Source organism: Bradyrhizobium nivariense (genome assembly GCF_029846695.2).
GTDB lineage: Bacteria > Pseudomonadota > Alphaproteobacteria > Rhizobiales > Xanthobacteraceae > Bradyrhizobium.
Genome location: NZ_JARWCR020000010.1, coordinates 50264 through 75196, shown reverse-complemented (window position 1 = coordinate 75196; position 24933 = coordinate 50264). Strand labels below are relative to the sequence as shown.

General features: G+C 60.1%; 23 protein-coding genes and 1 pseudogene. 19 read left to right on the top strand and 5 right to left on the bottom strand.

What is annotated here, in order from left to right; genetic code table 11:
- Positions 1–59 precede the first annotated feature (59 nt).
- The 12 genes from QCM77_RS11020 to QCM77_RS10965 all read left to right on the top strand — a co-directional run bounded on the left by QCM77_RS11020 (position 60) and on the right by QCM77_RS10965 (position 14281).
- Positions 60–1430, top strand: a complete 1371-nt coding sequence (locus tag QCM77_RS11020) for an ABC transporter ATP-binding protein (RefSeq protein ID WP_279683414.1) — start codon at positions 60–62, stop codon at positions 1428–1430.
- 71 nt (positions 1431–1501) lie between these two features.
- Positions 1502–2317, top strand: a complete 816-nt coding sequence (locus QCM77_RS11015) for an ABC transporter permease (protein ID WP_279683412.1) — start codon at positions 1502–1504, stop codon at positions 2315–2317.
- Positions 2318–2331: 14 nt separating this feature from the next.
- Entirely contained in the window at positions 2332–3144 is an 813-nt protein-coding gene (locus QCM77_RS11010) for an ABC transporter permease (RefSeq protein ID WP_279683410.1), read from the top strand.
- A gap of 11 nt (positions 3145–3155) precedes the next feature.
- Positions 3156–4283, top strand: coding sequence for an ABC transporter substrate-binding protein (locus QCM77_RS11005; protein ID WP_279683408.1), 1128 nt, complete (start codon positions 3156–3158; stop codon positions 4281–4283).
- On the top strand, positions 4223–5218 hold the full coding sequence (locus tag QCM77_RS11000; RefSeq protein WP_347882363.1) for an arginase family protein: 996 nt from the start codon (positions 4223–4225) through the stop codon (positions 5216–5218). The genes QCM77_RS11005 and QCM77_RS11000 overlap by 61 nt, the downstream gene beginning before the upstream one ends.
- Positions 5219–5286: 68 nt before the next feature.
- Entirely contained in the window at positions 5287–6456 is a 1170-nt protein-coding gene (locus tag QCM77_RS10995; RefSeq protein WP_279683404.1) for an SfnB family sulfur acquisition oxidoreductase, read from the top strand.
- 361 nt (positions 6457–6817) lie between these two features.
- Positions 6818–7972 (top strand): M24 family metallopeptidase, encoded by a 1155-nt coding sequence (locus tag QCM77_RS10990; RefSeq protein WP_279683403.1) that lies wholly within the window; start codon positions 6818–6820, stop codon positions 7970–7972.
- Positions 7973–7981: 9 nt separating this feature from the next.
- Positions 7982–9067, top strand: coding sequence for an ABC transporter ATP-binding protein (locus QCM77_RS10985; RefSeq protein ID WP_279683402.1), 1086 nt, complete (start codon positions 7982–7984; stop codon positions 9065–9067).
- On the top strand, positions 9057–10166 hold the full coding sequence (locus QCM77_RS10980; protein ID WP_279683400.1) for a polyamine ABC transporter substrate-binding protein: 1110 nt from the start codon (positions 9057–9059) through the stop codon (positions 10164–10166). The genes QCM77_RS10985 and QCM77_RS10980 overlap by 11 nt, the downstream gene beginning before the upstream one ends.
- Before the next feature lie 97 nt (positions 10167–10263).
- Complete coding sequence (locus QCM77_RS10975; RefSeq protein WP_279683398.1) at positions 10264–11997, top strand: ABC transporter permease subunit; 1734 nt, start codon at positions 10264–10266, stop codon at positions 11995–11997.
- A gap of 421 nt (positions 11998–12418) precedes the next feature.
- The gene (locus QCM77_RS10970; RefSeq protein WP_279683396.1) at positions 12419–13450 is read left to right on the top strand and encodes a fatty acid desaturase; all 1032 of its coding nucleotides are present in this window, start codon (positions 12419–12421) and stop codon (positions 13448–13450) included.
- A 66-nt stretch (positions 13451–13516) separates the two neighbouring features.
- On the top strand, positions 13517–14281 hold the full coding sequence (locus QCM77_RS10965; protein ID WP_279683394.1) for a phosphate/phosphite/phosphonate ABC transporter substrate-binding protein: 765 nt from the start codon (positions 13517–13519) through the stop codon (positions 14279–14281).
- 192 nt (positions 14282–14473) lie between these two features.
- Here the strand turns inward: QCM77_RS10965 and QCM77_RS10960 are convergent, their stop codons facing one another.
- The 3 genes from QCM77_RS10960 to QCM77_RS10950 form a co-directional block, all read right to left on the bottom strand.
- Entirely contained in the window at positions 14474–15307 is an 834-nt protein-coding gene (locus QCM77_RS10960; protein WP_279683392.1) for an ABC transporter permease, read from the bottom strand.
- On the bottom strand, positions 15304–16221 hold the full coding sequence (locus QCM77_RS10955; RefSeq protein ID WP_279683390.1) for an ABC transporter substrate-binding protein: 918 nt from the start codon (positions 16219–16221) through the stop codon (positions 15304–15306). Before QCM77_RS10955 ends, QCM77_RS10960 begins: the two co-directional genes overlap by 4 nt.
- 114 nt (positions 16222–16335) lie before the next feature.
- On the bottom strand, positions 16336–17025 hold the full coding sequence (locus tag QCM77_RS10950; RefSeq protein ID WP_279683388.1) for a carboxymuconolactone decarboxylase family protein: 690 nt from the start codon (positions 17023–17025) through the stop codon (positions 16336–16338).
- Positions 17026–17100: 75 nt separating this feature from the next.
- Between QCM77_RS10950 and QCM77_RS10945 the strand changes: the two genes are divergently transcribed.
- The 4 genes and pseudogenes from QCM77_RS10945 to QCM77_RS10930 form a co-directional block, all read left to right on the top strand.
- The gene (locus QCM77_RS10945; RefSeq protein WP_279683386.1) at positions 17101–17634 is read left to right on the top strand and encodes a TonB-dependent receptor domain-containing protein; all 534 of its coding nucleotides are present in this window, start codon (positions 17101–17103) and stop codon (positions 17632–17634) included.
- A 755-nt stretch (positions 17635–18389) separates the two neighbouring features.
- Positions 18390–18932: a 2'-5' RNA ligase family protein gene (locus QCM77_RS10940; protein WP_279683385.1), complete on the top strand. Its 543-nt coding sequence runs from the start codon at positions 18390–18392 to the stop codon at positions 18930–18932.
- Between the two features lie 169 nt (positions 18933–19101).
- On the top strand, positions 19102–19530 hold the full coding sequence (locus QCM77_RS10935) for an NlpC/P60 family protein (RefSeq protein ID WP_279683384.1): 429 nt from the start codon (positions 19102–19104) through the stop codon (positions 19528–19530).
- Positions 19531–19700: 170 nt separating this feature from the next.
- Positions 19701–19846: pseudogene (locus QCM77_RS10930) on the top strand (transposase); the annotation flags it as partial.
- 200 nt (positions 19847–20046) lie between these two features.
- On the opposite strand, the gene QCM77_RS10925 reads toward QCM77_RS10930, so the two are convergent.
- Complete coding sequence (locus QCM77_RS10925) at positions 20047–21300, bottom strand: styrene monooxygenase/indole monooxygenase family protein (protein ID WP_279683383.1); 1254 nt, start codon at positions 21298–21300, stop codon at positions 20047–20049.
- Positions 21301–21392: 92 nt separating this feature from the next.
- Positions 21393–22616 carry an acyl-CoA dehydrogenase family protein gene (locus tag QCM77_RS10920; RefSeq protein ID WP_279683381.1) on the bottom strand — a complete coding sequence of 408 codons (1224 nt, stop codon included), beginning with the start codon at positions 22614–22616 and terminating at the stop codon, positions 21393–21395.
- A gap of 444 nt (positions 22617–23060) precedes the next feature.
- On the opposite strand from QCM77_RS10920, the gene QCM77_RS10915 reads away from it, so the two are divergent.
- The 3 genes from QCM77_RS10915 to QCM77_RS10905 all read left to right on the top strand — a co-directional run bounded on the left by QCM77_RS10915 (position 23061) and on the right by QCM77_RS10905 (position 24502).
- Entirely contained in the window at positions 23061–23546 is a 486-nt protein-coding gene (locus tag QCM77_RS10915; protein WP_279683380.1) for a Fic family protein, read from the top strand.
- A 459-nt stretch (positions 23547–24005) separates the two neighbouring features.
- Positions 24006–24251 (top strand): hypothetical protein, encoded by a 246-nt coding sequence (locus tag QCM77_RS10910; protein WP_279683378.1) that lies wholly within the window; start codon positions 24006–24008, stop codon positions 24249–24251.
- Between the two features lie 101 nt (positions 24252–24352).
- A complete protein-coding gene (locus tag QCM77_RS10905; RefSeq protein WP_279683376.1) occupies positions 24353–24502 on the top strand; it encodes a hypothetical protein in 150 nt (49 codons plus the stop codon).
- The last annotated feature ends 431 nt before the right edge of the window (positions 24503–24933 follow it).

Here is a 24933-nt window from a genome sequence, read left to right as displayed (position 1 = left end):
AGCCGGCGGGAGCAGCTTTCCTTCTACGCAAGAGTCGCGTCGGGCGGACTCAACCCGGCATGTATTGGGATATCGATGCGCAATGGCATTTCCAACAACCAGATCGAACGCGAAACAGAACGCATGTCGGCGCCACTTGCATGGTGGGTTTATCGTTTTTTCCCGGCAGCACTCGACATTGCACATCATCGACAACATCATCGCGCCTCTTGGACCAGCGTTTGAATTCATCTCGAGACAACCAGAATGTCGCCTGGGTCATCCTTCCGGCCGGACCAACGCACGAAGGCAAGCGAACCGTGATGTCATCGAATTTTCTGGAGCTCGATGGCATCTGCAAGCGCTACGGCGAGCTCAACGCGTTGGAGTCTGTTTCTCTCGACGTTGCTCGCGGCGAATTCTTGACATTGCTGGGACCATCCGGGTCCGGCAAATCGACGCTGCTTGCGGTTCTCGCTGGTTTTGCCGCGCCGGACCGCGGCTGCGTCTATCTGGACGGGGAGGATATCACGCTTCTCCCACCGGAGACGCGCCGGTTTGGCGTCGTGCCACAAGGTTACGGCCTTTTTCCTCATTTGACGGCCTACGAAAACATCGCCTTCCCATTGCGTGTGCGCCATACCCTCAGAACACGCATCGACAGCCGTGTTCAGGAAGTGATGGAGCTTCTGCAAATTGAAGGCTTGGGCAACCGCCTTCCAATGCATCTTTCCGGCGGGCAGCAGCAGCGCGTCGCGTTGGCACGCGCACTCTCCTTCGAGCCGGATCTGTTGTTGCTGGACGAGCCGATGAGCGCGCTCGACGCGTCCTTGCGGCGCGACTTGCAGGCTGAACTTGTTCGGCTTCATCGGCAGGTTGGGACAACTTTCATCCATGTCACGCACGACCAGCAGGAAGCGCTCGCCCTGTCCGACCGCATCGTCGTGTTGAATCGAGGCCGCGCCGAGCAGGTTGGTTCGCCGCGCGCGATCTACGACCGGCCAGCCAGCCGCTTTGTCGCGAGCTTTCTCGGCAAAAATAATTTGCTGAATGCGATGGCGCTCGTCGGAGCCGACGGCCGGCTCCAGTTTCACTGGCGCGGCTACAGGATTGCGGTGGGCCCCGGAGCTGTGCCGTTGACTGCCGGTCCCTGCGTTCTTGCGGTTCGTCCCGAAAGCATCACCCTTGAGGCGGTTCGAGGCGGAGCATCGCATTCCGACGACCGAATGCGCGGCAAAGTCGTCAGCCGGACGTTTCTGGGCGCCTCGATCGACATTGTCGTTGCTGTAGGCGATGACACCCTGGCGGTCACGTTGCCTGCTGCCGCATCGCCGATAGCGCCCGGCGAAGACGTTTGGCTGGTCTTCGACAGCGAGCGACTGTGGTGTCTACCGAAAAGCCATACAGCTTCGTCGGAGCTCTCCGCGGTTTCGTCGGAGCTGGCCGCATGAGCCCTGCGCTGACGGTGCCGAGAGGGCTGCTACGCTCGTGTCTTCCGGTTGCATCGGCTCGCGATTGGTCCGTGCAAGATCGGATGTTGGCGGGCTCCGCCTTTGTGCTCGTGGCGGCTTACCTGGTTCCGCTGGCGGGAGTGGTTGGCCTGAGTTTTCTGGTGCCGAAGCCGGGACTTGGAAATTATCTGGCTGTCCTTCTGAACCCAACGGTTCGCTCGGTCGTCGGAAACACGCTTTGGATCAGTTGCCTGACTGTGGGCATTACGCTGCTCCTGGCATACGTGACCGCTTACGGGTTGGTACAGGCCAGTCCGGCAGCTCGAAAACTGATGCTCGCCAGTGTGCTAATGCCTTTATGGATTTCCGTGCTTGTCCGAAACTACGCATGGATAGCCTTGCTGGCGCCCGGCGGAATCGTGAACAGCATCCTGCTGCACTGGGGCTGGCTGGAGCACCCCTTGTCGCTGGTGCGCAATACATTCGGCGTCGTACTGGGCATGGTACACTACATGTTGCCTTACGCCATCCTGCCGATCTACGTCCAGATGGCGCAGATCGAAGGAACTCTGCCGCAGGTGGCGCGGTCGCTGGGTGCAAATCGCCTCCAGGCTTTCGTTCGCGTCTTCTTACCGCTGTCGCGTCCCGGCCTGGCAGCCGCGGCGTTCATTACCTCGATCATGTCGCTGGGCTTCTATTTGACGCCCGCCATTCTGGGCGGTGGCAAGACCGTCATGGTGGCTGAATTCATATCCGTCCAGGTGACGGAAACACTTCGCTGGGACATCGCGACGACTCTAAGCACACTACTCCTCCTCGTCACAGGCGGCCTGGTATGGCGGTTTAGCTACCTGCTCGACCTGGCCACGGCCAAGCCGAAGACATGAGCACGCGATCACCCATGATCGCGGCTCCGTTCGGGCCCGCGCGCTACATGTCCCTTCTGGTGGTGGCATTCCTCGTGTTGCCGCTGATTGCGATCGTGCCGATGTCGTTCAGCGACACCCGCTTCCTGTCGATGCCGCACAATGGCTTGTCCACGCTGCACTATCAGCGCCTGTTCGGCGACCCAACCTGGCGCGATAGCTTGCTGCATAGCCTCGGCATTGCGTTTCCGGCTGCAAGTCTTGCCGTCCTGCTCGGTCTCGCATTCTGCCTCGGTGCATGGCAGCGACAGGGCCGCGCGGTTCGCCTCCTGCGGGTACTGATGCTCGGACCGTTAATCGTGCCCGGGATTGTTCATGCCGTTGCCTACCATCGCGCCTTGTCGATCCTGGGGTTGTTCGACAGCTTCACGGGAACGATACTCGTTCACGCGATCAAAGGACTGCCGTTTGCCATACTCTCGATTTCCGCCGCGTTGTCCTCGGTGCATCCGGCAACGTTGCAACTCGCCCGTAGCTTTGGGGCCTCGCCGATACAAGCGCTCCTGAAGGCGCTGTTGCCGCAGATTCGCTACGGCATCGCGGCGGGCTTTGTGCTCGCGTTGGTGACCTCCTGGGATGAGATCGTTGTGACGCTGTTCATCACGAGCCGCAACGTGAACACTTTGCCGAAGCAAATCTGGCAGAGCCTCTTCCTAAATCTCGATCCCATCGTTGCGGCGCTAGGCACTCTGGCGTTGGTCGCAACATTGCTGGTGCTTTCAGCCCTGTCGTTACGCGGCGCCCGCCCTTTGGCTGTTGCCGGCTTCCAAGAGAATCGCTTGAATTGAAAGGAGATGTCATGCCCGACTTTTCGCAAGATACCGATTATACGCAGCACCTCGAGTGGTCGCTCCGGGCGGCGACGCAAGGCAAGACCGTCCATCGCCGCCACTTCCTTCAACTCTTGTCAGCGCTGGGCGTCGGTACAGGCTCCCTGGCTTTCTCATCTTCCGCGAATGCGCAGCAGAACGAGCTCGTGGTTGCCAATTGGGGTGGGGACGCACTGCCTGTCCAGCGTGACGTCCTCGCGGCGGAGTTCGTGAAACGTTATCCGGGCAGTCGTGTCGCATTCGACACGACGGGTCCCACGCCCGGAAAGATCAAGGCAATGGTCGAGTCGGGCAATGTTGCATGGGACGTGGCCGACCGAAATCTCCTGTCTGCGCTGGAGCTCGGCCGGCAAGGTCTGCTGGAAAAGGTCGATGAATCCATTGTCGACCTCGACGCGGTGCCGAGCCAGTTCCGCACCGAATGGGGCGTCGGCTCATACTTCTTCTCTTTCGTCATCACTTACGATAGCGCGCGCTTTGGTGCGGCGCCGCCGCGAACCTGGAAGGATTTCTGGGACACGCGGAATTTCAAGGGAACGCGCGCGTTGCGCAACAATGTCGAGGGTGTTCTGGAGTCGGCCCTGCTGGCGGACGGCGTTGAACGGGACAAGCTGTACCCGCTGGATGTCGATCGCGGCCTGGAGAAGGTGCGTGCGATCAAGAAGGACACGATCTTCTACAGCAATACGTCGGAAGCCCAGCAGTTGCTCCGATCGGGAGAGGTATCGATCGGCAGCCTCTGGAATACCCGTGCGCAAGGCGTGAAGGAGGACACGAAAGGACGGGTCAATTATCACTTCAATGAGGCCATTCTCCTGATCGCCGCCTGGAACGTTCTGAAGGGAACGAAGAACGCCAAGGACGCCTGGCGATGGGTGGCGCTATCGCAAGATCCGGCGCTTCAGGTGGCGCTGCTCAAAAGGCTTGGTTGGGGGCCGATCAATCCGGCTGCTAACAAGCTCGTTCCGGCCGAATTGCAGGAGCAAAACCCCGGGTCACCTGAAAACCTCGCGCGTCAGGTGGCGGTTGATGCCGAATGGTACGCTCGCAATTATTTCGAGGTTCAGAACCGATACCTCGACGCGCTTGCGTCATGAGCATGGCTGACGACGCTCCAATTGACGCTGCGGCCCCGCTCACCTTCATGGGCGCGCCCTTTGTGGCTCGCGTACCGCCGCAATCGCGAGCCGTCATCGGCGGACTTCCGTTTGATGCCGGTCAACACGCCTCGCGCCTGGGCTCGCGGCTTGGACCGCGGAGCGTGCGTGAACAGTCGATCCAGTTGCGCGCGGTGGATCCCGACAGCGATTGCGACGTCCTGGCGGCGCTCGGACTGGTCGACGTCGGGGACGCGCGCGTGCAGCATGGCGACCTTGACGCCTCTCAGCGCGCCATCGCCGATTTCGCCGGCACTCTCGTCGACACGAATGCGGTTCCAGTGATGATTGGAGGGGACGGCAGCGTCACGCTGCCTCTGCTCCGCGCGGTGTCACGACGTTACCCGGAGCTCGCGGTGGTGCATTTGGATGCACACACGGATGCCTATCCGCTGGTTGGAAATGCGGGGCCGGCAGCCTTCCATCGAGCCGTCGAGTCACAGCTGCTTGACCCGACGGCATCGTTCCATATCGGGCTGCGCGGTCCAGTCTCCTCGACGGGGCTTTATGCGCATGCTCGCCAACTTGGCTATCAGCTAATAACAATCGCGCAGCTGCTGGATCGCGGCATTGCGGCGATATTCGACGAAGTGAGCCTGCAGCTCGGCGATCGTCCGGTCTATATTTGCTGGGATATGGATTTCTTCGATCCGTCGGTGGCGCCCGGCGTCATCACCCCGAGCTGGGAGGGCGTCACGGCTCGCGAGGGTTTGCAAGTCGCAAGATCGCTCCGCCGCCTCAACATCGTTGCGATCGACGTCAACTGCGTTAGCCCACTCCACGATGCCGCAGGTCTCGCCGCTTTTCTCTGCGCTCGGATCATCTTTGAATTTCTCGTCGGCCTGGCCACGTCGCACAGAGCGTCTGAAAGGTAGCAACCGCCATGAATATAGCGCCTCCCATCACGCACTTGGATCGAGCGTCCTCGCATGCTGCCGCTCGTGTGATCCGTACGTCCGAGGAAGCGCTTGCGGTCGCGCGAGAGCTTGCCCCGGCGCTCGCCAACGGCGCTTCCGAGCGCGACAATCAGCGGCGCCTGCCGCACCAGGAAGTCAGGCAATTTGTGCAAAGCGGATTGTGGGGTATCGGCATCCGACCCGAGTTCGGCGGCGCCGGCGTTTCGTTCGAGACCATCATCGAGGTCGTCGCGACGATTTCGGAGGCCGATCCGTCGATTGGGCAGCTTCCGCAGAACAACTACCTGTTGCTCGAGAACCTGCATCGCATCGGCACTGAAGAGCAGAAGCGTTTCTTCTTTACTGAAGTGCTGCGCGGCAAAGTGATCGGCAATGCGTTCGCCGAGGCCGGCGGAAAGGATGTGCAGGACATTCGCAGTCGCATCAGCCGAACGGCCACGGGCCTGAGATTGAACGCCCACAAGGTCTATTGCACCAACGCGTTGTTCGCGGACTGGATACCCATCTCCGGCGTCGACGATGATGGCAACGTCGTTTACGCGTATGTGGAGCGCGACGCCGTCGGGTTATCGGTCGTCGATGACTGGAACGGATTCGGGCAACGAACGTCGGCAAGCGGCACGGTGATTGCTGATGACGTTGAGGTCAATCCCGCGCATGTTGTCGAGCGCCACAAATCGTTTTCAAGGCCGAGCTTGAGCGGTCCTTTCGCCCAGCTCCTGCATGCTGCGATCGACCTCGGAATTGCGCGGGCCTCCTTTGCGGAGGCGGTGCGGCTTGCGCGCGCGGCTTCGCGTCCTTGGATCGATAGTGGAGTGGAACGTCCACAGGACGATCCCCATACGATTGCTTCGCTCGGTGATCTCCAAATCCGAGTGCACTCCGCCAGCGCGATGGTTGAACGGGCCGCTCGGATCATGGATGCGGTACGGGACCATCAGAACGAGGCGGACGTTGCGCGCGCCTCAGTGGCGGTCGCCGAGGGAAAAGTGCTGGCAAACGATACGGCGCTGTTCGCCTCATCCAAGCTATTCGAGTTTGGTGGCGCGAGCAATGCCCGCACAAGCCTCAACCTCGATCGGCACTGGCGCAACGCGCGCACGCATACGCTGCATGACCCTGTGCGGTGGAAATATCATTTGATCGGCGACTACGTGCTGAACGAACGAAATCCGCCCCTTCACAACTGGGCTTGAGAATGCGGGGACATGATGCGTTGAGAAGACCTGACGACCATGAACTGCCGTTCGCCAACTTTGCGAGAACCCCGATGCCGCAAGCCGTGCAGTCGCCCGGTGAGGCAGGAGGCGTCGAAGATCTTACGACGGGGAGGATTTGACGGATACAAACGACTAAAGGGAATAACGAGACGGCCACGCTTGGCGCGATTTTCACGACAATTGTCATTCGTGCTCCTGGTCAATTTCGATCCGGCCCAAATACCATCGATATGCTGAGCTTCTGAGCGGTGTTGACGCATTCGGACGCCTGAAATCGGGTAGCAGCGGTCGAATCATTGAGGGGAGTTCACAATGGCGGGCATGATGCGAGGACAAAATGGCGCTTCACTTCACGCGCTCTGAGTTCGAGGGACGACAGCAGCGACTGCAAAATGAATTGACCCGACTTGGCCTGTCGGGCCTTTTGATATTTCGACAGGAAAGCATGTATTGGCTCACCGGCTATGACACATCCGGATACTCGCAGTTTCAGTGTCTTTGGTTCGGCGTTAGCGGCGATATGGTGTTGCTGACGCGTTCTGCGGACATTCGGCAGGCACGGCTGACTTCGACAGTCGACGATGTACGCGTCTGGGTCGATCAGCATGGCGCGAACCCCGCGGAGACGTTATTTGGCGCGATCCGCGATCGCTTCAAGTTCGGCAGCCGGATCGGCGTCGAATACGGTGCCACGACGCTCAATGCGCAGCGCGGCAAGCTGGTGGACGCGGCATTTGCCAAGGATGCCAAATTGGAGGATGCGTCCGAGCTGATCTCGGCCCTGCGCCTCATCAAGTCTCCTGCCGAGCTTGTCTATGTTCGCGACGCCGGCCGCATTGCCGATCAGGCATGGCGGAACGGACTGGCCAAGTGCGTGCCCGGAAATTCCGAGGCCGACATCCTGGCCGAACTGTACGGCACGGTCCTCAAGGCGGGAGGCGATCCGGCGGCCGGACGTTTCGTCTGCGGGGCCGGCGATAATGCTCTGCAGTGCCGCTATTTCACCGGCAAAGGGACGATCGGCGAGATCGACCAGGTGACGGTAGAGTTCGCAGCAGCCTATCGTCACTACCATGTGGTCCTCATGCGAACGGCGTTGGTCGGGCAGGCGAGCGCTACGCAACGTCGCATGCATGCTGGGGCGGTCGAGGCTCTCGCCGCCTGCCAGCGGCGGCTGAAGCGAGGATTCACCTTCGGTGATTTGTTCGATGCTCACGCCGAGGTACTCGATCGCCACGGGTTCCAGCACGCGAGACTCAACGCGTGCGGCTATAGCCTCGGAACTTCCTATCCACCAGCTTGGATGGAGTGGCCGATGGCCTATGCAGGCAATCCAGTGTCCATTGCGCCCGGAATGGTGATCTTCCTGCACATGATCCTTCTCGACAGCGAAGCTGGTCTTGCGATGAGCCTTGGGGAGACGTTCATCGTGACCGATGAAGCACCTGAGCGCCTTTCGGCGCTCGATCATTCGCTTCCGCTCATAAGGTGAGAGACCGATATGAGCACGGTTAAGGGGCAAAGTGTCGAGGTTCGATCGCTGAGCAAGACCTACGGCCCGACGGTCGCGCTCGATGATCTGTCCCTCACCGTGCAGGCAGGCGAGTTTCTCGCAATTCTTGGTCCAAGCGGATCGGGGAAGTCGACCGCCCTCATGGCGATTGCTGGCTTCGAATTTCCAGACCGCGGCCAGATCCTGATCGGCGGACAAGCCATCGACCGTGTGCCAGCCCACCGACGCGGCATCGGTATGGTGTTTCAGCGCTATGCGCTGTTCCCCCATCTCAGTGTCGCGGAGAATCTTGCCTATTCGTTGCGGCGACGGGGCTGTTCGGATCAGGAAATCCGGCAGCGGGTCGCAACGGCACTCGATCTTATCAAGCTGACGGGTCTTGGTGCGCGATCGATCGGCGAACTGTCCGGCGGCCAGCAGCAGCGCGTCGCGATCGCGCGAGCGACGATCTCCAATCCGACGGTGCTTCTGATGGATGAGCCGATGAGTGCGTTGGACAGGAAGCTGCGGCAGCACATGCAACTCGAGCTCAAGCTGCTTCAGAGAGAGCTCGGGACCACCGTTATTCTCGTTACCCATGATCAGGAGGAGGCGATGTCAATGGCAGATCGGATCGCGCTGCTGGATCATGGCCGGCTTCGCCAGGTGGGTACGCCGGCAGCTCTCTATCACCAGCCGGCCGATGCATTTGTCGCTGACTTCATCGGCCGCACGAATTTCCTGCCGCTCGCCAGCTGCAGTCTGCGCGTTGCCGGATTTGCGTCGGGGCTGGCACATGCGCTTGCGACGAATAGTCCGAGAACAGGCGCAAGGGCAGGGGTTCGCCCGGAAGACGTCCTGCTTTGCCTCGAACATGAGGAGGGCGAGGCCTGCCGCATCATCGAGACTGCTTTCAGCGGATCGACCCAAACCGTGCTGGTGCAGGCGGCCGGACACCGGCTGATTGCCGAACAGCCAGCGCGAGAGCGCGCCTGGCGGCCGGGCGACGTGGCCGTTCTACGCTTCCGTCCGGGTAGCGTTCGTCTATTCGACCAATCCTCGGTCGCAAATCAGGAGAAGTCCCATGCCGCTTAAGCTCACCCGACGGACATTTCTTGGCGGCGCGGCGCTGGCCGGCGGCGCGCGGTTCACCTTTCCGGCGCCAGCCATTGCGGGGTCAATACTAAAAGGTAGCGACTCCGTGGTCGTCCATGACGGCGGCGGGTCCATGGGTGTCGCCCAACTGAAGGCCTACTCTGAACCCTTCGAAGCGGAAACCGGAATCAAGGTCATTCATCAGCCAGGCGTGGCGTCCGGCGTGCAGTTGGCGGCAGTCTTGGCAGGGGCTCCCAAGCACGACGTCTCTCTGCTCTCCGGAGGCGCGATCGCCAACTTCGAGAAGGACCAACTGCTGCTCCCCATCGACTACGATCTCTGGGCGAGCAAGGACCGAGAGGGCTATGACGTCGTTGCTGCCGAGAAGAACTACGCGCCGGCGATGATCTACTCGATGCTGATTGCGTATGAAGCCGAGAAGTTCGGGAGCAAGACTCCCTCGAGTTGGGCCGATCTATGGAATTCTCGGGATTTTCCCGGAAGGCGGACGCTTGCCACCGGGACCAATGCCGCAGATGGCGCGACTTATGAGATCGCGCTGCTAGCCGATGGTGTTCCACCCGAAAAGCTTTATCCGCTGGACTGGAAGCGTGCCTTTCGGAGCCTCGACAATCTGCGAAGCAATGTCGTCAAATGGTGGGCCAGCGGAGCCGAGTCGGTGCAGCTCCAGGTCGACCAACAGGCAACGATTGGAAGCGCCTGGAATGGGCGCATCGACGGCGCAAATGATCAAGGAGCAAAGATCGGCAAGAGCTGGAATCAGGGTATTTTGCAATGGGCAGCCTGGGCTGTTCCAAAGGGAACCGTGAATGTTGAGAACGCGCAGAAATACATCGCCTATATGAGCCGTCCGGAGCCTCAGGCGAGATTCTCGGAGCTCATCACCTATGGACCCACCAACGCTCGAGCGTTCCAACACCTCTCGAAAGAGCGCGCCGAGTTGATGCCTACGGCGCCCGGGCTCAAAGAGCGACAGATTGTCCAGGACTATGCCTTCTGGAATGCGATGGATACTACGGGAGAAACTGGCCTGCGACGCGCCATCGTTGAGTGGGAACGGTGGATTGCCGGAGGCTAAGATAACCAAACTCTCCGACGGGCGATGTGGGCGGGCGGGACGGATAGCTCTCTATTTGCCCGGAGTTGCGCTTCTGATTGCTGGCTACGCCTCGCCGATGGCCATCGTAGTCTGGATAAGCCTGCGGCATCAGGGGCATTGGAGCATTCAAGCCTACACCGACATCATTCACACGCCCGTCTTGTTGGGAATTTTCCTCAAGACCCTATGGATGGCGTTTTCCGTCACCGGGCTGTGTGCGTTGCTGGGATATCCCTATGCCTATTTCGTAGCGACCCGGATCCGCCGCTATGCCGTTCCGGTTATGATGCTGGTGGCGATTCCCTATCTGACCAGCATCCTGATCCGTTCCTATAGCTGGATCGCGATTCTCGGCAGCTCCGGCATTGCGAACCGGCTCCTCATTGCCGTCGGCCTGACAAGCGAGCCGTTGCCGCTGGTCTTCAGCAGCTTTGGCAGCTATGTCGGCATGGTCCACATCCTTCTGCCGATGATGATCCTGCCGCTCTACGGCGCCTTGCGGAGATTTGATCCGGCGCTGATCAAGGCCGCGCAGAGTCTTGGCGGCGGCCCGGCGACCGTCTTCTGGACGGTCGTTTTTCCGCTCTCGCTTCCGGGACTGGCGGCCGGATGCGCGCTGGTCTTTCTATGCGCCCTTGGCTTTTACATCACGCCAGCCATGCTTGGAGCCCCTGGCGACTACATGGTGGCCCAGGCTATTGAAGTCCGCGTCTCGACATTGGCGGATTTCGATTTCGCAGCCGCCCTGGCTTGCATGCTGTTTTTCGGGGTGAGCGCGTTCCTGGTGCTGTTTCGCCGGAACATTGTCCCTCTGGGAGCTGTCGGGCACGATCGATGGCGGTCCGGAGAAGGCGGCCCGCGCAGTGGTGCCTGGGATCGGCGATTGGGTATCGGCCAGGTGGCGGTAGCGCTTCTTACTTTGTGCGACGCAATGGCTTTTGTCGCCAGTCCTTGTCTCTTCGTCCTCTTCATCTTGGTGCTGCTGTTCCTGCTGGCGCCGATGATCGTCGTCGTCATGATCGCGTTCAGCAATGCGCCCTATCTCATGTTTCCACCACCGGGCCTTTCTACACGCTGGTTTAAGTCACTGCTCGCCGATCAGCGCTGGCGCGACGCAGCACTCTTCAGTTTCAGCATGGCCGCACTTTCCGCCTCCACGGCATCGCTGGTGGGGACAGCTTATAGCGTCTTTCTAACCAGAGGTGCCTTTCGCGCGCGCAGGGTCATGTGGCTGGCCGCAATCGTCCCGATGATCCTGCCCCAAATCGTGCTTGGGATCGGATTGTTCTTCCTCACTGTTGCGTTGAAGCTCAACGGTACAATCGCTGGCTTCTGGCTGGGCTTTACGGTTCTCGGATTTCCCTACGTGGTCATCATCATGACGGCCGCCTTGCAAAACAGCGACATGGATGTCGAGCGAGCGGCAGTCGGTCTGGGCGCCGCGCCGATGACGGCCTTCCTGACAGTTACGCTGCCGCTTCTCGTTTCAGCCCTCGCCAGCGCCTTTCTTTTCGCTTTTCTCGCCGGATTCGATGATCTCGCCCTGAGTATGTTCTTGAGCTCGCCGTCCAAAACGCCGCTCGCTATGTTGATGTGGCAAGATATTCATCTGGAAATCAGCCCAAAGACAGCCGTAGTCGGCGCTCTCCAATTGGCTGCGTTGTTGGCGGTATCAATGCTCGCGGTCTTCCTGAGGAGATCCGAAGGCTCCTCTTGGCGCTTGGTCTCGCGAAGGCCATCGAACATTCGCCATTCATCACAGCCCGACAGCGCGACCAGTCACGAATCTGGACCTCGCCGATCTTTCTGACGCCAGCCGGTTGATGGTGATCTGACCATCCGCAAACCTCGGAATCACCCGGGTCAAGATCGGCCCTTAATTGATTTTAAATGATGACGTGGGCGGGTAGACCGCGGTGTGAAACCGTTTGCGCGACCGGGAACGCATCAACTTGATGAGAAACCTATTTTCCGATTGATCATATTTGCGACCGGTATATTTCGATCTGCAAATGAACGGCCAGGAACGACGGAAGTCGTGAAGCGAGCTTCTCCTCAGCTTCCAACATTCAGAAATTCATTCCGTTGACCTCGCTGAATCCGAGCCTCAAGGTCGCAATTGCACTCCACGTCTCTTTGGGGGCGTGCCACACGGAAATCAATTGGTGACGATGACGGGATGAGGGCTGCGCAGTCCGCGTACGATCCGGCGCGTCTATGACGGAGTACGTATGTCGTCGGGCGATCCAAGCTTCACTCCGGGTAATTCCGACGATGGCAATGCCGGACCTGCTGGCTCGAACCGCGCGACACGCGGTCTGTTGCTTGGCGCTGTTAGCAACCCTGCTTCCGAATCATGGTTTGAGCGACACGATGGGCCGACATTTCTTGTGGCGGCAGCGATCTACGTGACCTGGCTGTGTCTGCTCGCTTCGCATCGCTATGTCCCATGGTGGATCACGGCGCCGCTGGCAGGCTACGTCGTGCAATGGCATTTCTCGTTGCAGCACGAGGCGATTCACAGCCTACGGGGGATACCGGGGTGGTTGCGTCGCGCGCTCGTCTGGCCGCCACTCGGCATCTGGTTCCCTTTCGAGCTGTATCGCCGATCGCATTCGCGGCATCATCGCAACCACCATCTCACCTATCCGGGAGAAGATACGGAATCGTACTATCATGAGGAGGAAGATTGGGAGGACTACGGCAATCTGTCGAGATGGCTTCTGATCGTCAACCAGACGTTCCTGGGGCGCCTGTTTATTGGTCCGTTCCTGCGCACACCACACTTCTTCGTCAAGGAAGTTGGCAAGATGGTTGCCGGAGACCTCGCAGATCTCGGCATCTGGGCTCACCACTTCATCGCAGTAGCCATGATCCTGCTGCTTGTGGCGGAGGTGTTCGACATGTCCGCGTTGCAATACCTTGCGGAGTTCGTCTACCCTGGTCTTGTCCTGGGCATGATGCGCAGCTTCACCGAGCATCGCTGGGGTGAGCGGCCCGGCGAACGCACCGCGGTTGTCGAATCGAACTGGGTCTTCGGTTTACTGTTTCTCTGGAACAATCTTCACGTCGTTCATCACGTCTTTCCAACGCTGCCCTGGTGGAAAGTCCCTCGTGTATGGCGGCAACATCGTGAGCAGATCCGGGCGTACAACGGCGGATTCGTATTTCGAGGTTATGGCGAGATCGCGCGACGATGGTTCGTGACGCCGAATTTCATTCCGATTCATCCACCCAGCTTCGCCAGGAATTCGACGTCCTGACGGGACCATGTTTCACGCTTACCGGCAGCCATGCTTGACCAATCAAAATCGGGCGCGAATAGCGAAATGACGCAAGCGGCAAGCCTGCCGATGTACTGCCTTGCCGAGATGGAAGATGCCAATTCCGCCTTTTTGGCCGCATTGCGGTGGCGGCTTGGTGCCAAGGGCATCGATGCGGACAGGCCAGGAACTCTTTTTACCCAGATTTGCGGTTATCCGTTGTTCAAGCACTATCGCGATCAGTATCGTATGCTGGCCACGCCGCATTACACGATACCGGGGTGCGTGGGATCCAGCCATCGGGCCTTCTTTATGGTCCGGTCCGATGACCCGGCCGACCGCCTGGAAGATTTGCGTGGGCGAATATTCGGCTGCAACAGCTTGCTGTCGAACTCTGGGATGAACCTGCCGCGTCTATCGCTTGCGCGGATCGCCGGCGGCGAGCCGTTCTTTTCCTTTGTCGTCATGACAGGCGCGCACGTCACGAGTCTCGAGCGCCTTGATAAGGGGGACATCGACGTTTGCTCGATCGACAATGTGACGTGGGGGCTTTTCAAGAAGTTCCGTCCCTTCGCCGCCGAGCGATATCGGATACTCGCCGAAACCGCACCGAGCCCGTCGCTGCCTTTCGTGACGTCGGTGAATACGACGGAATCAGATGCGCTCGCGCTTGCCGAGGTACTGTACGAGATCGTGAATGATCCGCAGACCGCTGACATACGTGGAGTGCTGGAGCTCAACGCTCTGTCCGTGCCCGATGCGGCCGCCTACGAGCGTTTGGCCGAATATGAGCGCGAAGCCGCTGAGCTTGGCTATCCCGAGATACAATAAGCGCATCCAGCTCTGAGCCGGTCGACGCGCCTGATTTCGACCGGCTTGGCACGACTGTTCCACAGAAGCGCCGACCGAGCGACCTTGGACTATGATCCGCGCAACAGCGTACCGGGCGCGCACGAGCATTCGACTATCGGGCGTCGACTTGATCAGGTTTTCCTGGTCCACCACAGTTGAGCGATGCGATCGTCAGTGCCTGTGGGTCACGAGGCGATTGAGGCCGCGCGCGGCCGCGTCGAGCAGGAAGCCAAGGAGGCCGATCACCAGAACCATCGCGGTCAGTTCGGAATAGGCCAGCCGGTCGCGGGTATCGAGAATGAAATAGCCAAGCCCCGCCGATACGCCGAGCATCTCGCAAGGCACCAGCACGATCCAGACCACGCCGATCGCGAGCCGCAAGCCGGTCAGCACGTGTGCAAGTACGCCCGGAAGGACAACGTGGCGCAATGTCTCCCATCGTGTCGCCGAGAGGCTGGCGGCAAGGCGGAGCCAGGCTGGCTGAAGCTGTCGAACGCCTTCGGCCGTGCTCAAAAGGATCGGCCAGATCGCGGCAAAAGCGAGCAGAAAGTAGATCGGCCGATCGCCGACGCCCAGCACCATGACCGCGAGAGGCATCCAGGACAAGGGCGAGATCATCCGCAGAAACTGAAACGTCGGCGATGTCGCGGAATTCAACAAAGCGGAGCTGCCTACGGCCAGCCCGAGCGGCACACCGATCACCAGCGCAAGGCCGAGGCCGACAAGAACGCGGCGCAGGCTGACCAGCACATGGATCGGCAGGTCGGAATGCGTGGCAAGACGGCCGAGCGTCGTGAACGCCTCAAGCGGCGAGAAATGTCGCAGGAAGCTGCCGGGCGCAGCAATCAACGTGGTGCCGCTCCACCAGAGGACAAGGAGAACGGCGAGGCCGGCAATGCCGATGGTGCGCTTCAGCAGCGCGGCGCGCCAGGCGTACGCAGGCGCAATCGACGGGCCGGCTGCTGCAGTCGCAGGGGGATTGGCCGTGGTCAAGCTCACGCTCATGCGACGATCAGTTCCTGCCGTTCGAATATGTCGGGCAAGCCAAACGCCCTGAGGCCTCCGGCGGCTTGGATCGCCGTCTTGACGAAGCTGTCATCAACCAATTCCCGCGCGGCACTGGCGGGATCGAGGTCCTTGAGGAATGCATGATCGCCTTCGATCAACGTCGTCTTCAGACGGCGAACCAACTCCTCGGTGTAGCTCGCGTAAGGGTAGGGCTGGAAGTCGATCCGGCGCTCTAGCCAGGATGCGTTGCGAATGACGCCGCTCTGCAGGTACTCGGCATTGTCGCTCCCGGGCGGAGAGAGGACCTTCTCCAGCACGGCGGTCGCGTGCGGCGTGTAGCGGTTGGCGCCGTCCTTGGACAACAGTGCTGCTGTCTCAGCGCGGTTTGCCCGGGTCCAGAGCTGCGCCTTCACCATGGCATTGACGACCTTTTGCGACCAGTCACGTCGTTCCCGCAGATCGCGCTCGTGCATGAAGACAACGCAGCAGGCGTGGTCCTTCCAGACGTCGCCGGTGAAGCGCAGCACCTTGCCAACGCCGAGATTTTCAGCGGCGGCATTGAACGGCTCGGCCACGATGTAACCGGTGATCTGGTTCGAGGCCAGCGCCGGTACCATGTCGGACGGCGCCATGACGACGAGCTGAATCTCGTTCGCTGCGAGCTGCCCTTCGCGTTTGGCTACGGGTACGAGACCGTTCTCGCGGAACAACGTCTGCAGTACGACATTGTGGATCGAATACCAGAACGGGATGGCGACGGTCTTGCCGCCGAGCTCTTTCACGTTGCTGATCTCAGGGCGCACGGTGAGAGCGGACCCGCCCGTGTGGTTCCACGCGACCACCTTGGCGGGTACCTTGCTGCCCACCAAGGTGGCGCGGCACGCCGATCCCAAACAGGCCGGCTCTGCCAAGTGTCGGAACGATCGCAGAGGCGCCGTCGGAGACTCTGTCGAAAAGTAGTGAGTTATGATCGAGCCAAGCCCGGATCTCGCTCGACAGGATCGAGCCACCGATCGCAACCGTGGTCACTCCGCAGCCTCCACTTCAGCGCCACGCCATTTATACGGCGCCAGTTCCGGATTGAGCTCCGGTCGGCCGAGGTTGTTACTGAAGTTGCACAACGTCGCGAGACTGACGCCAAGCACTACTTCCAGCGCAGCGGCCTCGTCAAAACCTGCAGCCAGGAAGTCCGCCAGTTCGCGATCGGCCACATTACCGCGGTTTCGGATGACGGCCTTCGTGAACTCCGCCACTGCGTTGAGCCTCGCATCGGGTCCATGCTCGAGACCCCGCAGCGCGTCGACGATCGTCTTGTCCAAGTCGATCTTCTTGTATGCGATCGCGGTATGTCCGGCGACGCAAAAGCCGCAGCCGTGGATCGCCGCAGCCGTGATCTGAACCGCCTCACGTTCCGCCGGATTGAGGCTTGCCTTCGCGTTGATCGCGGAAAGCGTTTGATAGGCCTCCAGCGCGACGGGTGCATTTGCCAGCAGTCCGAGCAGATTTGGCAGATAGCCATTGTTCTGCTGCGCCGCGGTTAGGCGCGGCCTCGCGAGCGCTGGTGCATCATCGATGGTGTGAAGCGGCAAGCGCGACATGGCAGTCTCCAACGAAGGCGAAGGGTTTCGGTGCTGAGCTTGGCGAAAAGTCGTGCGCTCTGCGTGTTTTCTAAGCAACGATTTGATGCTTTGGTAGATCGCCTTGCGAGAATGCAAGAATCGTCGTGCGCGTGAGGCGCCGGTGGAAATATTCCTCTGCTGAGAGGGCGGTTGGGAGGCTGATTGCCTTCGGTGGCGCCGAGCAGCAACCAGTTCAACGTCTGGCAGGACACGCTGTTCTTCAACGATTACGTCGATCTGCTCAACCCGGCCCGCGGGCTCTACGGTCCCCGCAGCGACGAAAAGATCTACACTCACCTCGACACCGCCTCGCTATCGTTCGAGGACCGCCTCAAGCTGACCTCGACTTTCGCGCTGATCGGCGGCATCCGGTTTGAGAATATCAAGCTAGACCGGACCCGGTTCGATCCCAATGGCGTCCTGGAATCTGCCAAGGGATATCCTTTCTCGACGACGTTCAATCCCATCACCGGCCGCATCGGCTATACTTGGGACATCGCGCCCGGCGTGATGCTGTACAGCCAGTATGCGACCGCGGCCGATCCGACGGTCGCTAACATCTTCATCCTGGCGCCGTCGGTGCCATTGCTGCTGACGACATCGCGGACCTACAAGACCGGCGCAGCCGGGGGTAGCCCGGAAGTCGTGAATCAGGGCAGATCGACGCGAATGACCGTGCGCCCCGAGGGCGCGAACTATCAGTGAGGGAGGGTCTCACCCGGATAATTGTCGATTGGTCCGGAAGCTGGCAGGCGGCACGACCGGGTAACTGGTTGGGTCGGAGCCCTGCGACAAAGGCGGCCTTGGGCTGCTGAGCGATCCGATGGGCCGTAACAAAGTGAAGCCCGAGCAGGCCTCGAAAGTTCTAATGCGGATGCCGACCCTCCGGTCATTTGGGGAAGGCCGCACGTGTGGGGAAGCAATCGACACGCGCACCCACGCGATCCGCCGGGGTAGTGGGCACGGCACGTCGGAAGGGTGGCTCGTAGTTACAGGGGGAGACCCGTCAAGGGCGAGGGTAGCGGCCTCAACGTCGCGAAAGGCGGCGGCCATGGCGGGAGTCGGACGGGGCAGTAAGAGCGTTGATGCCGGGTAACGCCGGTGGAGCAACGGGCCCCGACTTCTGGCGCGCTTTTGAAGATGGCGAGGTCGTGGTGATTGGCGATGAGCCTGCAAACACCATCAATGACAGGCGCCGCCGGAGATTGCTGTGTCGAGCGGCAAAGGAGAGTTACTGACCGTGCCAAAGCCGCGTGCGGTTAGTGCGCTTTCCGTGACCGCGCGGTGAAGCCAGTCGGAAAGCCGGGTGCCGGAAATCGGCACGCCCGGTTTGATGAGCGGGGATGGGAAACGGGGCGTTGGCCATAGGCCCCGAGCTACCGCGCCCATCCTCGACTCTACCATTGCAGACCTCAGACGCGCAGGTAAAGTTGTAAGAATTTCTACGGGCAGAGCGATCGATGGCAATCGCGATCAACATACGAGCCGATGGCGGCTCCGCAAGTGAGGTCGAACAGCTGTGGGACCAGGTTGCAGCATTCGAAGACGAGCCCTCAATGCGCACTCTCGGCTACCGGCCACATTTTACGTTCGCGATCTATGACTCGCCTGAAATTGAGGAGGAGACCGCACGGCAAGCAATGCTGCGCGTCGCCGCGAGCGAAGTGCAACTGCGCATCGAGTTTAGGTGCGTTCGATGGTTTGTAGGGCCGCCCCTTGTCCTTTGGATGAAGCCTGTGGACGATGCAGCCCTCAGGAGGTGGCACGCTTCGGTCAGCGCAGCTATCGACCCAGCCTATTGCCGGCCCCATTATCGGCCGGGACAATGGACACCTCATTGTACGCTCGGCACTCGCATCGTTGATGAACGGTGCCATGACGCCATGGCATTCGCGGACTCGTTCAACCGAAGCATCTCGGTGTTGTTTGACGTTGCGGACTGCGTCGTTTTCCCACCCGTGCGGGTAATTGCAAAACAGAAGCTGCGGGCTGGCGTGCCCTAGGCATGAGGGCCGCTTCTGTGAAGGTTTTCGGATGCCGGCCCCATGACGGTGACGCCGCGCGCACGGAGCCGGCATCCGCAAACCTTCACGCTAGCCGACATTGCTGGCTTGACTTAATATAGCAGCGACCGCTAACCGAGAAAGCCAAGGTTGGGCGGGGAGGCTTTAGATGGAATACACGACCGATACGATACCGGCGCAGTTCTGGCGCATCAAATACGATCAAGATCACGATGGTAGTGCGCCGCTTCTACCGAGCATTTCAGAGAGCCCAAATTGCCAGAACTTTGCATACGCTTTGCTTAAGCACTTCGGCCACGAAATCTCGCCTTTTCGCTCCAGCAACCTTTGGGAAGACGTCGAGGAAACTGTCGTCGTAACGGGGGAGCTACGGGCACTGGACCTGCTTTTATTCAATCGGACATCCAGCCCTTGGGGAGCGCACGTTGCGCTCTACCTGGGCGACGGCAAGGCAATCCATCTAAGCAAAAAAGAATCAACGGCCGTAATCTGGCCATTCGCCCAATTCCAGACGCTTGCCGAATATCGGATTTTCATCGGGGCGAAGCGACTACGGAAATTCGGCCGAACAAACTAGAATCTTTCGCGAAGTGCGGATGTCGGTGAGTATCCGACGAGGGGCATTTTCGACGGATTCAGCGGAGACCATCGGCCCATTGATGTCTGCTTTTGCCCAGTAGGTGCAGAACCGCGCTGGCAAGGAGCATCCGGACGCTTGTGATTCAAATTCCCAAACTGGGGGCTCGAATCATGCGCTATGAACTCGCCGATTTTGAATGGGCTGCCATAAAGCCGATGCTGCCCAACAAGCCGCGCGGCCTTCCTCGGGCAAACGACGCCGTGTGCTCAATGGCATCTTCTGGGTCTTACGATCCGGAGCACCGTGGCGGGATGGTTCACGCCGCACGTAATCGGTCGCCGGAAGCTGTTCGTTCCATGCAAGGATATGCACATGAGCGTTGTTACGACCAGGTGGCTTAAGACAACACAATCACACGCTCGAGCGCTTTCGCCCGCGCAAGTTGGCTCGGTGCCTTGAACCTCGCCAAGACGGTTTCGGCCGCTTCTCCCGCCAAATTCGCGATGAAGTTGTCTATCTGCTCTCGGGTCTGGATAGCGAGCAAGGGCTGTGGCTCAGAGAGGAATCCAAGAACGCGCTTCCGATCTTTGCGTTGACGGCAGCGGCTGGGAATAGCAGCTCAGCATGCGTCTTGTATTTTTCATCACCCAAAAACAGCCTGGTAACTTCCGTCGCTGCCTCGGCGCGATGGTCCCAATGCCTGTTGAATTGATCCTGCAGCCATTCGTAGGTGATCTTGTCCTTGTGCTCCCTGAGCGCTCGGATCAGAAGCACGGATTGGACGATTGCATTTTGCGCGCCCTGACCGCCAAGCGGATCAAAGGAGACTGCGGCATCTCCGATTGCAGCAACAGCGTGTCCGCTTTTGGTGCGGGCTACGGCGCGTCGAACAGTCGGCGGGACTGCGCCGAGGAGCCAGGAGTGCGGATCCTCGTGCAGAGGCTCCAGCTGATCGATCAGCTCCACATCTTCAGGAAAATAAGTCGCGAACAGTTTCACCACGGCGTCACGCGCGCTCTGAGTATCGGTTACGGTGTTGAAGATGTCGATCCACGGGCTGCCGGGCTTGGCGAACCCAATGAACGCCCGCGTGGCGCCGAGATCCTTGTGCAGATAAGGTCCGAAGAAGGTCTCGCCGAAATCGGCATAGATGTTGAACCAGTTGTGCCTCGCGCCGTCCGAGCTGCGATAGGCGAACTGATGATCGGCACGATCCAGCTCCTTGAATGTTGCGAGCAGCAGGTGCCGCTGCGGGTCGGCGTAGACAGTGCGATCCGGATCAACCGGGAATAGGGCCGACAAGCCGCCCTTGCCTGTCGCCACGAGGGTGAGATCGGCGTCCGCCGCAATCGCGTCCAGGTCTTCCGGGGTGACCGCGCGCACGACGAATTTGCCGCCTCGTGCCAGGAAACGACCGAGGCGATCGTCGGCACGGAGCCGGGTATCGACCGCCTGCGCCCGATAGTTGAAGGCACTGTCGAATTCGATAACAGGAGTTCGGGTTTCGCCGGTGCCGGAGAAGATCCGAACACTCATCCCGGTGCTGGTCCCGATGTCGTAAAGATCCTCGACGAGCTCGGCATCGTATTCGAGGGATTTGCCGAAATAGACAGCCGTCCCCGTCGGAGGCACATCGTTACGCAGCGACGCCCGGTCTCGATCGCTGTAAATGATGACGTCGAATCCCGCATTGACAAGGCCAAGTCCGGCGGTTGTCCCGGAAAGTCCTGCTCCGATGATCGCGACTTTGCGTTTGGTGTTGGACACGTGGCTCTCCTGAAGGAAGAATGACGCGACGCCGAAGGCGGGATCTGGACGTGCCTCGTCTCGACGCGTGAAGCTCGCGAGAAAGTGGGGTGCTAGTCGCCCTGTTGTCCTGTCTGACGAACGCCAGCACTCCAGGCATACGGAAGTGTCTCGCCATTCAACTCGTACGCACCGATTGCGCGGAGCTTGAAGATCGCGGGGTTGTGGGAGGCGATGGTACGTGCGTTACGCCAGTGCCGATCGATGGCGAGCTTCTCCGAGCTGAGAGAGGCGCCGCCTACTTCGAAAAGCGTGGTCACGGCGTCGAGCACGAGCTTGATGACGGTCACCTGCGCCTGCGCCGCCGCAAGTTCGGAGGCATCGAGCCGCTGAGGGTCCTGGTGGGCACCATCAAGCGTCCGCGCGAGCTCGTCGACCGCGGCGAGGACCGTTGCCCGTGCACCAAAGGCCGCGCTGAAGAGCTGACCGATGACCTGCTGTACCAGGGGATCGTTGCGTGGCAGGTCAGCGACAGCATGGGTGAACGTGCGGGTTCGCGCCTTGATCCAGTCGGTCGTATCGGCCGCGGCACGTTTCGCAATCCCCGCGAGCGTGGCGAGCAGGATCAGCTGAACGTGGGCCGTTCCAAACACCCGGCCTTCCGTTCCATAGCCGGGACCGATGATCCGGTCCTGGGTGACCGTGACATTTTTGAACGTCGCCGTGCCGCTTGCCGTGAGCCGCTGGCCGAAGCCGTCCCAGTCGTCCTCAACATTGACGCCAGGCTGGCTGGTGTCGACAAGGACGGTAATTCGTTTGCCGTCCCGGTCGGCCGCGACAAGCAGGTGATCAGCGTAAAGTGTGCCAGTCGTGTAATACTTCAGCCCGTCGAGCCGCAGCGCGGCTCCTTCCGATGTGACGGCGGTCCGGTAGCGATCGACCGCACCAAGGCCGGGCTCGGTAACGGCGACGCCGACGAGCGCGCCGTTCGCGATGGCTCCGAGCCACCGCGCCTTGACTGCCTCATCCTTGTTCAGCTGCAAGTCCTCGACCAGGTTGAAGTGTGCCCGTAACGCCTGTGGCAGGTTGGAATCCGCGGCCGCAAGCTCGATAAGGAGGTCGAACGTCTGGCGGAGCGTGGCGCCGAGCCCTCCGAACTCGATCGGCACACGCAGCGCTCCGAAGCTAGCCTCCTTCAACAGTCTGATCTCCTCGATCGGCAGCGTGCGGCTTCGTTCGCGCGCCACCGCACCTGCCGCGATCGTCTCAAAGACCGGAGCGAAGCGCTTGTGAAGTTCGTCGTCGCTGATGCTCGGTCTGCCTGGGTGAATGGTCATCGCACTGCGTCCGCTCGTTCTTTGAGTCCTTGGATGGACAGAGTTTGTTGCCTCGCAGAATAGTCCGCTCTCCTACGAGAGCCAGACTGTATTTTTGTTTGGATAGAACACGATCGTTTGGAGCGGAACATCGCACGAAGAAAAATCTGCTGCGCGATCCTGCCGGTCGATGTTTCGAGAAATGAGGTCAACGCCGCTTGCAGAAGATCGCGATGCTCGCAATCGCTTCCAACTCGAAAGGACTGTTCTCCGAGGTGAGATATATGCGGCGAATCGAGACGCGATCGGATCGAAGCTAATTGTTGCCTTCGACCGCATCGAGTGTGCTGCATGACCAGAGCTTGTGGCAGCGAATGAGACTGGGCCAAGAGCTGGTTTCTCATCCCGCAACGACCGCCAGCCTGGGGAGGGTTTTCGGCGAGGTCGGCGAATGTGCTTCGATCCTTGGCGGCCGAGAAGCACGTGCCGCTATACCTGTCGCCGTATATCGAGAGCAAAAAGGGTACGTACTACGCTTCGCTCAAGGATGCCCAACAACGGCTGGACTGGCAGCCGATCATCACCTTCATGGCCGACGCCGTCACCGGCACGGTTGACGAACTCATCCAGACCCGTGCGGCGCTGTCCGAATTATCCGATGTCTGGAGAGAACGCCGCAAATTCCGCAAAGGGTCAGCGGCTGCGCGCGCTCTCGACGAACTTCACAACTATCCGGTCGTGACCGCCAAGCGGCTCGGCGAACTGCTGGACATCAGTCCTCCGCAGGTCCATCAGGCGATCGCTCAACTGGAAGAAGCGGGCATTCTGGAAGAGCGTACCGGCTATTCGCGCAACCGCGTGTATGCCGCCACAGAAGCGCTCGGTATCATCAATCGCCCGTTCGGCGAAGAGCCCCTGCTCCCCGATCAGGTGGATATGGACGAAGAGTGAGCCGGCTCAAATTGGAAGACGGTTCTTCGTCCTGGCGCTTGCGACCTACAATCTGATCCGGCTGCCCAAGTTTCTGGCGGCACCGGCATGAGCATCCGGGGCAGATGGTGCGTCGTAGAGTAGAGACCGCCCCATCGAGAAGGGGCACGATGCGTTCGAGCGACGGAATCAGGACATCATCACCGGCCTCGCCGGTCAATTCGATGCGGCAGTAGATGCATCTGGGGGACATAGCCTCCGGCAGGTAGGCAGCCGGCCGTTGCATCGCAAGCCGGGGTCGACTCGGCAGACAACCGGAAACGAAGCGAACTTGTTTCATTGACCGATGTCGGTCAGGGGCATTAGGTGAGCGACGGGGCACGACCCCTGATAGGGCGTCGGGGTCTCAAGATTCGACGCCCTATCGGATCTTCGAATCGCCAGCGATCGGGAACAAAAACGGGCCTTCGAGGAGCCGTCATGCAATCGTATCTCTCCGCAGAGAGCACCTTCCTGCGAGCTTTCGGCAATCGTCGCCTGCTCCTCCTCTTCCTGCGCGTCTTGTTCCGCATTGGATCGACGACTGGGAAGGCTTCCGTCCTAGGGCTCTCGATCGACGTCAGTCCAGGAATTATCGTGATACTCGGTCCGATCTTGGCCTTTCTTTTTCTGATGACGCTCAAGCTCGAGGCAGACAATCTGATGGTCGCTCGGCACGATCTTTGAACCAGAATCTGAGAGCTCCTAAAATCCGGATCGGCTGGTGGCTCTATGGACTATTCGCGCTCCCGACTGCCACCGCCGCCTTTCTGTTTTGGCAGTATCTCATGAAGTTCGTCCCAGCGGCCACGGCGAGCACGCCCGGAGCCGATTGCAACACGTTCGATCGGCTTCGATATTTCGGTGACTTCGGGCTCGGCGGTTTTCCGACCAAATATTGCATCGACGACATCACCGCCGGAATGCCGTGGATATAAACAAGCGTTCGCGCGATTCGGAGAGTTCCGAAATGGCTTCGCGTTGTTCGGTGCATTATCTTTGACGCCGCCGTGAAAATGCGCGCAAGACGACGCAAGCCAACATTCCTAGGAACGGGCCTAGCGAAAAAGTAGGGAGCGGCAGTGAATACCCTTGTCTAAACTCCAACCTTGGCAAACCCATCGTAACTGCGGCGAGCGACCCTAGCACAGCACACAGCGCAAGAATGACTATTGGCCAGAAACGACTCTCAATTATTGGCGCGATCTGGGGCCCTTGCGCGAACAACCATCTCAGGATGAAGCCGGTGGCAACAATGCTTGACAAGGCGGTCCAACTAAAGACGGGCTCGCTCAGGTCGCGAACAATCAGCTCAGCCGCGCCAAGAGCGGCCGAAAAGACCGTCGAAGCCGGTTTCGCAACACCTGGA

Bases quoted from the DNA above. Each gene is read 5' to 3' on its own strand.
- QCM77_RS11020 (WP_279683414.1), top strand. From the start codon at position 60: ATGTATTGGGATATCGATGCGCAATGGCATTTCCAACAACCAGATCGA.
- QCM77_RS11010 (WP_279683410.1), top strand. From the start codon at position 2,332: ATGATCGCGGCTCCGTTCGGGCCCGCGCGCTACATGTCCCTTCTGGTG.
- QCM77_RS11005 (WP_279683408.1), top strand. From the start codon at position 3,156: ATGCCCGACTTTTCGCAAGATACCGATTATACGCAGCACCTCGAGTGG.
- QCM77_RS11000 (WP_347882363.1), top strand. From the start codon at position 4,223: ATGGTACGCTCGCAATTATTTCGAGGTTCAGAACCGATACCTCGACGC.
- QCM77_RS10990 (WP_279683403.1), top strand. From the start codon at position 6,818: ATGGCGCTTCACTTCACGCGCTCTGAGTTCGAGGGACGACAGCAGCGA.
- QCM77_RS10985 (WP_279683402.1), top strand. From the start codon at position 7,982: ATGAGCACGGTTAAGGGGCAAAGTGTCGAGGTTCGATCGCTGAGCAAG.
- QCM77_RS10980 (WP_279683400.1), top strand. From the start codon at position 9,057: ATGCCGCTTAAGCTCACCCGACGGACATTTCTTGGCGGCGCGGCGCTG.
- QCM77_RS10975 (WP_279683398.1), top strand. From the start codon at position 10,264: ATGGCCATCGTAGTCTGGATAAGCCTGCGGCATCAGGGGCATTGGAGC.
- QCM77_RS10970 (WP_279683396.1), top strand. From the start codon at position 12,419: ATGTCGTCGGGCGATCCAAGCTTCACTCCGGGTAATTCCGACGATGGC.
- QCM77_RS10965 (WP_279683394.1), top strand. From the start codon at position 13,517: ATGACGCAAGCGGCAAGCCTGCCGATGTACTGCCTTGCCGAGATGGAA.
- QCM77_RS10960 (WP_279683392.1), bottom strand. From the start codon at position 15,307: ATGAGCGTGAGCTTGACCACGGCCAATCCCCCTGCGACTGCAGCAGCC.
- QCM77_RS10940 (WP_279683385.1), top strand. From the start codon at position 18,390: ATGGCAATCGCGATCAACATACGAGCCGATGGCGGCTCCGCAAGTGAG.
- QCM77_RS10935 (WP_279683384.1), top strand. From the start codon at position 19,102: ATGGAATACACGACCGATACGATACCGGCGCAGTTCTGGCGCATCAAA.
- QCM77_RS10920 (WP_279683381.1), bottom strand. From the start codon at position 22,616: ATGACCATTCACCCAGGCAGACCGAGCATCAGCGACGACGAACTTCAC.
- QCM77_RS10910 (WP_279683378.1), top strand. From the start codon at position 24,006: ATGCAATCGTATCTCTCCGCAGAGAGCACCTTCCTGCGAGCTTTCGGC.
- QCM77_RS10905 (WP_279683376.1), top strand. From the start codon at position 24,353: ATGAAGTTCGTCCCAGCGGCCACGGCGAGCACGCCCGGAGCCGATTGC.